This is a genomic window from Chroococcidiopsis sp., assembly GCF_051657925.1.
Taxonomy (GTDB): Bacteria; Cyanobacteriota; Cyanobacteriia; order Cyanobacteriales; family Chroococcidiopsidaceae; genus Chroococcidiopsis.
Genome location: NZ_JBOFLP010000091.1, coordinates 1 through 7983, shown reverse-complemented (window position 1 = coordinate 7983; position 7983 = coordinate 1). Strand labels below are relative to the sequence as shown.

General features: G+C 45.2%; 8 protein-coding genes, 1 tRNA gene and 1 pseudogene. 3 read left to right on the top strand and 7 right to left on the bottom strand.

Annotated elements, in window-relative coordinates; genetic code table 11:
- The 7 genes and pseudogenes from ACRC32_RS06965 to ACRC32_RS06935 form a co-directional block, all read right to left on the bottom strand.
- A pseudogene (locus tag ACRC32_RS06965) lies at positions 1 to 196 on the bottom strand (hypothetical protein); the annotation flags it as partial.
- A 438-nt stretch (positions 197 to 634) separates the two neighbouring features.
- Positions 635 to 1018, bottom strand: a complete 384-nt coding sequence (locus ACRC32_RS06960) for a site-specific integrase (protein ID WP_438553284.1) — start codon at positions 1016 to 1018, stop codon at positions 635 to 637.
- A gap of 33 nt (positions 1019 to 1051) precedes the next feature.
- Positions 1052 to 1831, bottom strand: coding sequence for an Arm DNA-binding domain-containing protein (locus ACRC32_RS06955; RefSeq protein WP_438553283.1), 780 nt, complete (start codon positions 1829 to 1831; stop codon positions 1052 to 1054).
- Positions 1832 to 1992: 161 nt separating this feature from the next.
- Positions 1993 to 2065, bottom strand: a tRNA-Ala gene (locus ACRC32_RS06950).
- A 57-nt stretch (positions 2066 to 2122) separates the two neighbouring features.
- A complete protein-coding gene (locus ACRC32_RS06945) occupies positions 2123 to 2851 on the bottom strand; it encodes an HAD family hydrolase (protein ID WP_438553282.1) in 729 nt (242 codons plus the stop codon).
- 14 nt (positions 2852 to 2865) lie between these two features.
- On the bottom strand, positions 2866 to 3744 hold the full coding sequence (locus ACRC32_RS06940) for a class I SAM-dependent methyltransferase (protein WP_438553281.1): 879 nt from the start codon (positions 3742 to 3744) through the stop codon (positions 2866 to 2868).
- Positions 3745 to 3892: 148 nt separating this feature from the next.
- Positions 3893 to 5095, bottom strand: coding sequence for an ROK family protein (locus tag ACRC32_RS06935; protein WP_438553280.1), 1203 nt, complete (start codon positions 5093 to 5095; stop codon positions 3893 to 3895).
- Between the two features lie 106 nt (positions 5096 to 5201).
- On the opposite strand from ACRC32_RS06935, the gene ACRC32_RS06930 reads away from it, so the two are divergent.
- From ACRC32_RS06930 to ACRC32_RS06920, 3 genes are all read left to right on the top strand, one after another.
- Complete coding sequence (locus ACRC32_RS06930; protein ID WP_438553279.1) at positions 5202 to 5870, top strand: HAD family hydrolase; 669 nt, start codon at positions 5202 to 5204, stop codon at positions 5868 to 5870.
- Positions 5871 to 6066: 196 nt separating this feature from the next.
- Positions 6067 to 7299 carry an MFS transporter gene (locus ACRC32_RS06925; protein ID WP_438553278.1) on the top strand — a complete coding sequence of 411 codons (1233 nt, stop codon included), beginning with the start codon at positions 6067 to 6069 and terminating at the stop codon, positions 7297 to 7299.
- 349 nt (positions 7300 to 7648) lie between these two features.
- Positions 7649 to 7983, top strand: a 335-nt coding sequence (locus ACRC32_RS06920) for an RtcB family protein (RefSeq protein ID WP_438553277.1), incomplete at its 3' end; no start/stop codon positions are given.

Below are 7983 nucleotides of genomic sequence, written 5' to 3'. Positions count from 1 at the left end.
CATTGTATCTTACACAGTATTTTCCATAACGTACAAAGTGAATTCCCTCAAGCAAACGATCCTCTGGACGTGCTTTTTCACTGCGAAGTTTTTTTAGAGTATGGATTGATAAACCAAGAATCTTTGCCGCAATATGTTTATTAATCCAAATTTCAGAAATGGGAGAATCTTGAGGAGTCAAGTGGTTTATTATCATTTCTAGTTAACCTCTATAAAGCGAGTATTCTGAATACCAAAAATCGATGACTTCCTTCTGAGTACAGAACTAATAATATCTACAAATGTCAGTAGTACGTAAGTTAGGGGAATTGCTGTATCCACTTCTACGTATCTTATGGTCGATCGTCTAGTATAAAGGCAACAATCGAAACTACTTAGCAGCTTGGCAAACTACTGCTTACTTCAGTACAAGCAACGTTGAATCATTTATTTTATTTCTGAGCTAATTATATCCACTAATATTTATTTTCCCTAGAGTTACTTTATCTAGAGAACCAATTTCTTTCTGAAGTTATATATTATTTAATTAAATGCAAATAGCTTGTAAAAAATGTCAAAGCCTCAGTTAGATAGTAAAACTGAGGTCGGGCTTAATTAATAAAATTTAGATTAAGTCACACAACTTTTGTGGCACTCAAAGTTCTGGCAGCCGAGGTCTAGAGTTTACGTTGCCAGCGTAGTTTTTGAAAAGCACCTGCACGTCATGTCCCGTTAGTTGAGCAACCACAACTGGGTTCATTCCAAGATCTAAAGCATGGCTAACGAGAGTGTGACGAGTAGTGTAAGGTTTACGATAGTCAATCTCTAAACGAGTGAGTACTGTTTTCCAGGCACGATTCCTGAAATTGTTATCATCAATTGCTCCTCCTTTGGGAGCAGTAAAAACCAATCCCTCTGGGTCAAATTCAGCAGGTCGTTTAGCTAGTAATATTGCCTGTAGCTTGAGTGTTAGGGCGATCGTTCTGGCGCGATTGGTTTTGGTGGTCTTTCTCACTTTGCGACTCAAGCTTTCACCAATCCATACAGTTGAGCAATCATTACTAACGTGTTTTCATTTCAATCCAATTGCTTCACCTGTGCGGCAACCTGTTCCAAATAAAAACTCTACGTAGTCAGCATAGTGATGGTAGTAGCGATCGCTTCTGAAAGCATGAACGATCGCCCCCATCTCTTCACGGCTGAAAGGCTTAGGCGGTTGCTTTGGTGCGGGCTTGATGCGCTTGGACATTTCTTTCCAAGGATTAGATTCAATCAAGTCTTGCTCGATTCCCCATTGCCAGCAAGCCTTAATTAGAGCTAATCTATCTTTTGCTGTAATTGGTTCAATCTGAGTTAACAGCCAATCGGTGAAGGCTTCTGCATCAACCTCTGCGATCGCACTTGCAGGATTGTCTCCAAAGCACTGCTTGAAATACCCGACAATCGCAGCATATTTGGCTAGAGTCGGAGTTGCGAGATACTTAGCTTTACTCCCTGTAAACTGTTCAAACAGAGCAACTGCTGATATCTGGCTTCGTCTGGACACGGCTTCAAATTTATACTTTTTCAGGGTTGGGTCAAAATTACCCGTAGCCATGCCCCCTTCTATCTGTCTAGCTTTTTGGTCAGCTACGATTCGATTCGTCTTACTATCGGGTAGTCCCAAGTAGAGAAAGTAACGCTTTCCCGCGTAGCTCCACAATAAACGCAGACGTTCCTTGAATATCTGAACTACAACTGTACCCTTAGCTGCCTTTTTCTTTTGTTGAGATTGAGATACGAATTGAGATAAAGATCGAGAACCTGGGTTTATCTCATCTGGTTTCTTCGTAGCGTCCGAAACCCTTGCCATATGATTAATAGCCCCCGATTGAATTATCTCAATCCTATCTCAATTCCAGCTCTAGATATCTCGATCTGTACCCATTTTTGGGTTGCTTATTGAGAATGAATCGGTCAACAAAGTCAGGCTTATAAACTACAAAACCCTTTCACAAAGAGGGTTTCCGGCGATGGAGAATAGGAGACTCGAACCCCTGACCTCTGCGGTGCGATCGCAGCGCTCTACCAACTGAGCTAATTCCCCGTACTAATTTTAGATTTTGGACTGTTAGTCTCAAATTCCTATATGCCACTTGGTATTTTAACATTCAGCGACGGTGGCTTGTGAGTTAGATTTGGAAAGTACTTGTTGCACCCATTCCAAATCTAACTGGTTGAGGTAATCTACAGCCCAGTTTGCTTGACGTTGCATCATGTGAAATGGATAGGTATTTGCAACTCCAACAACCAGAATTTTTGCTGTCTTCGCTGCTTGGATTCCTGCTGGAGTATCTTCGATCGCAATACACTCTCTTGGCTGCAACCGAAGTTCGGGATAGAGTTGGTTGAGGCGTTCTACTGCCAACAAATAGCCATCTGGTTCTGGTTTACTGGTAGTAATATCATCGCCAGCAACTAATACAGAAAAGTATTGTGTCAGATTCAAACGCTGCAAAACTAATTCAATTTCCGATCGCATTGCACCGCTGACGACAGCTAATTTTAACTGTTTCGCCCGCGATTGAAAAACCAAATCTTCCAAACCAGGATATGTAGGGAGTTTATCGATCTTTTCTAATTCTTGCTGGTATGCCTGCGCCTTGCGCTGCATTAATTGGAGTAAATATGTCTCACTCACAAATCGACCTCGACGTTTGAGCAATTCAGCTAAACAAACGCGATCGCTTCTCCCTAGACAAACTTCCTCAAACTCCCCCGGAATTGGACGTAAATTTTCTTCAACTAATAACTGTTCGATCAGTTGTTTATGAATCGGTTCGTCATTGATAATAACGCCATTAAAATCAAATAGAACTGCCTTTAACGCCATATTATATTATTACCTTAATACCCAGGAGCCGGAATCCATTCTTCTGTTATTACCATATCTTCTTCTGTCTCCCGTCTCCTGTCTCCTGTCTCCTGCATCAAAGGCTTAATTCCACGAGTTACTTGATTGACTAACCACACATCATCAGTCTGCACTGCTGCAAAGCCTGCTTTACCCATCCAGACATCCAAATTTCCCTGCGCAAATTCTCGAATGTATGGTTCCTCAAACACATTATTCAACCAATCGAGATGGCGTAAAGTCTGCTGATTGCCATCCAAAACGATCGCCTCGCCGCCTGCTTTAAGCAATCGAAAGCTTTCCTGCAAGATTGCTTGAGTCACCTGTACTGGTGTTTCGTGAAATAACAAGGATATCGTCACCAGATCGAAACTGGCAGCTGGTAGTTTAGTCTCTTCAGCATTTCCATGCAGCCACTTAATCGCTAATCCTGCGGTTTTGGCTTTGTCTTCTGCCCTGACTAGCATGTATGGCGATAAATCTAAGCCGATAACTTCTGCTTGGGGAAAAGCCTGTTTTAACATCAGCGTCGTGGAACCAGTACCGCAGCCTAAATCTATAATTCTGCTTGGCTTAACGCGAATACGTTCTAGCAATCCTTGACGGACTAGAGTTTCATTAGGTAGCAGGACGTATTGAGTAATTGGATCGTAAGAAACAGCTGCACCAGAATTAAGATATCCGCCCTTAATTCCATGAAAATTTTGACTGCTGTAGTATACGGGAACCTTGACCTCTGGACGGCGAAAGCGATCGCTTTCTTTCTCCCAATCTATACTACGGGCGTATCGCCTTAACTCCTCTTCGTCAATAAATAAACGCACGACAGGCGCTAAGAACTGTTCCCAAATTGTATCTTGACGCGCTGCCATAAGTATGCCTCGCTAAGGGACGATCGTGACTTGCTGTTTCTATTTACAAATTTTAATACATTGTTTCAGTTATCAGTAAAGAGTGGTAATGGGTAATTAGTTGTTTTTTCTCCCTCAGCTCTTTTCCCCCTGCTCCCTGCTCCCGAAATTATCCAGCTAACAAAACTAAATCGGGAACTTGAAAGAGTGACTGATAGGCAAGTACAGCCCCACCAATTGCTGCTGCGTCTTCGCCAAAGGCAGACACGTCAAAACGGGCTTTCGGATCGCTGAAAAATCCACCATTACCATTACCAGGTACGCAGTCTCGCAACATTGACTCCAATTCCTCTTTAACGTGAGGAACCAATACAGTTAGCGGTCCACCGATCGCAATTCGTTCGGGATTGAGGATATTTGCTAAGTTGATTAATCCCCAGCCTAATATCTGCACCCATTCAGACACAACCGCATGGGCGAGGGGTTCGTCTTGGCGGAAATGTGCGACCAAATCGCTAATTTCTCCTGCTTGTCCTCCCCGTTGGCGATAGTTTTGCAGCAACGCCTCTCTACCGACAAATGTGCCTAAATCTCCGCAGCCAGTTGGCATTGGTAAAATTGCCCCGACTTCCCCCGCAGTACCATAAGCGCCGCGAAAGACGCGATTGTTCAATACGATTCCCGCCCCGATCCCTTTATTAATTAATAGATAGAGCAAACTATGACACTGCATGGCACTACCTAGATACACCTCTGCTAAAGCGGCGGCGTTCGCGTCATTATCTACGAACAAAGGCAATTGAATGTGAGGTTGAAGATAGCGGCGTAGATCTACACCTACCCACTGCAAAAATGGCGAGTAGATGACCACACCTGCTAAGTTTATGGTTGCTTGGATGGCTAGCCCAATTCCTCGCGATCGCTCTTGTTTCATCGGATCGGACTGCTGCACTTGCTCAACTAATTGTACGAGTTGGCTGAGGACAAGTTCTGGTTCTCGACTACCTATTAGCGGTGCTTGAATGCGGTTGACAACTTGGGCAGCTAAATTCAACTGCACTACCGTTAGCTGTTCGTACTCGATCGCCGCACCAATAAAAAATGCCCCGTCGGGATTCAAACTCAATCCAACTCCTGGTCTTCCTCCTCCAGTAGGCGCGATAATTTCACCGCTTTCTCGAATTAAGCCCTGCGAGATTAATTCGGCTGTAATTACGGTAACAGTCGATCGCGTCAGTCCTGTGGCACGGGCAATCTCAGCCCGAGTCATTGGCGCACGACATCTAAGGAGTTCCAAAATGCGGGCATAGTTGATTTGTTTTAACAGTGTTGTATTGGTGGCGATCGATGGTGAATGTCGATCTGCGGTCATTTTTCTAATCTTCAGTAAGTTTGTTTTTCTAACAAACAAATTAGCATTATAGAGACGTTATGTGTGTAGAGACGTTCCATGTAACATCTCTGTTGGAGAAAAAGATATGAAAAGCTTCGACTGTGAGGCAGTCCTATTCGATCTCGACGGTGTATTGGTTAATTCAAATGTAGCTGTAGAAGGACATTGGCGTAGGTGGGCGCAGCAGCACGGTTTAGATGCAGAGGCAATTTTGAAAATCTCTCACGGTCGTCCGGCGATAGACACAATTCGCGAAGTTGCGCCGCACTCGATCGCAGAGGAAGAAGGGAGAGCGTTTCTGCAACGTGAGGCGGAGGATTTAGCTGGCGTGGTGGAAGTGGAAGGAGTAGCAAATTTACTGAATTCATTACCAGAGCGGCAATGGGCAATTGTCACCTCAGGGACGCAGGCGATCGCCACCAACCGTTTGCGTCATGTTGGTTTGTCCGTTCCCAAAGTCATGATTACGACAGATGATATTAGCCGTGGTAAGCCCGATCCTGAAGGATATCTCAAAGCAGCATCAAGGTTGGGTGTTGCACCAGAACGCTGTCTGGTAGTAGAGGATGCTGTGGCTGGTGTCAAAGCGGCACGGGCAGCGGGAATGATTGTGGTGGCGGTGGCGACGACTTATCAGCCAGCAGATTTAATTGAGGCGGATGCGATCGTACCTGCTCTGGTAGGGATGGCGATCGAACAACAGGTGATGGATGGCGATCGGGTTGAGTTAAGGGTGTTGTTAGCAGAGGCGTGAGGAAGTCAGAAGTTGTAGGGGCGGGTTTAGCGAATAGATCGACCACTGAAACAGTGAATCTTTGGTGAAAACCCGCCCGTACCCAAGTTGGCAGAAGTCAGAAGTTGTAGGGGCGGGTTTAGCGAATAGATCGACCACTGAAACAGTGAATCTTTGGTGAAAACCCGCCCGTAAGCCAAATAAATGCAGGGGAGATATGGGTGATAAGCGGGTGTTAGGCAAAAATGTGAAGCGATCGCATTTTGGGAAAGAGGCGGTTTGGCTTGGGGTGGCGATCGCCTTTTATGCTTTTGTGGCGATCGCGGTGGCAGAGGCGGGATTGGGGGTTTTGTTACCTTCGATTCTGGAGGCATACAATTTAAATCCGGCAACTGTGACGCTGCTGTTTATCAGTCAGACGGGTGGTTATGTTGTGGCAGCGTTCTCTAGTAGTCTGATTAGCAGCCGTTTGGGATTGGCGCGGATGCTGTTGGTAGCGGCAATGTTGCTGATGGGGGCGCTGATAGTATATGCGTTGAACCCGTTTTGGTCGGTAATGGTAGCGGCTGGCGTGCTTCTAGGGTTGGGAATTGCCTTAATTGATGCTGGCATTAATACTTTTATTGTGGATAACCCACGCACTAACCATCTCGTGGGGATGTTGCACGCTTTTTATGGAGTTGGTGCATTGTTAGGTCCCACGATCGCCACTTCGCTACTAGCTTTTGGGTTGAATTGGCGATCGATCTATTTGGTATTTGCAGGAGTGGTGGGGCTGTTGGTGGTGGCGGTGACTATAGCGATCGTCCAAAATTATCGACCGATGACGCAGAAAATCAATGCTTCTGGGACGAGTGCTAAGGCTAATCTTCGCGTTGCTTTACAGACACCTGCCGTCCTGCTGACGGGTTTGCTATTGATGGTTTATGTGGGTGCAGAAGTTTGTGTGGGTAACTGGGCTTACTCGGTGCAAAATCTCAGTCGCGGTATCCCGCCAATAGTTGCCGGATACAGCATTAGCGCTTACTGGCTGGGACTGACAATTGGGCGTTTGAGTTTGGGATATCTCATGCGACGACTCGGTGCAGTCCGCACGTTGGATATTTCTCTAGTGGTGCTGAGTATTGGTTTATTGTCTTGGTGGCTAGTACCAAACCTGTCTTTGAGCTTACCGCTGATTGGTTTCGGGTTTGCGGCAATCTATCCGGCAACAATTGCCCTACTACCGCAACGGATACCTTCCGCATTAGTCCCAGCCGCGATCGGTTTCGTGTCGAGTGTCGCTAGTTTGGGTGCAGCCAGTTTGCCCAGTGCAGTAGGTTGGATCGCCTCCCGTACTAGTTTGGAAATTATTCCTGTCTTAATGATGCCTCTAGCCCTAGTGATGGTAATTGTACATCGATGGTTAGTAGGAACGGGGAGCAGGGAGCGCACGAGCAGTGACCAGTGACCAGTGACCAGTGACCAGTAACCAATGTAGGGGGGGGTTTCACCCAAGATTTATGTCAGAAACGAAGCGGTTTCACAAACCCGTCCTTATCGCCATATTCATGCAGCAAAAGTTTGACAAGGTTATTTAACAAACCCGCCCTCGCAGCCATATTTGTAAGGATTATCTTATTGTAATCTTATTGTAGTATGATGTATTATACAAAATGAACTTGCGTAAGCTAAGTTAGTAATCTCCCCTGTAGAGATAGTCAATCTGGCAATCAAAAACAAAAGTATTCTGTAGGGGCGCACAGATGTGCGCTCCGATCGATACATCAGTTATTTTGCCTTAATTTTTAACTAAAAATATGCCATACGAAAAACTAGAAATTAATACACCAGCACCCGTACTTTCTTGGGCAAATCATGCCTTAGGACATGAAGAAACCCAGATGGCGAAAAACGTGGCATCGCTACCATTTGTATTTAAACATGTTGCATTGATGCCCGATGTCCACTTAGGTAAGGGTGCTTTAGTCGGCTCGGTTGTAGCAACTAAAGATGCAATTTTGCCTGCGGCTGTAGGGGTAGATATTGGTTGTGGCATGGCTGCCATTCAAACTCCATATCATGCCGAACAATTAGAAGGCAAGTTGAAAAAAATCCGTTTGGATATTGAAGCATCAATTCCAGTCGGTTTTAA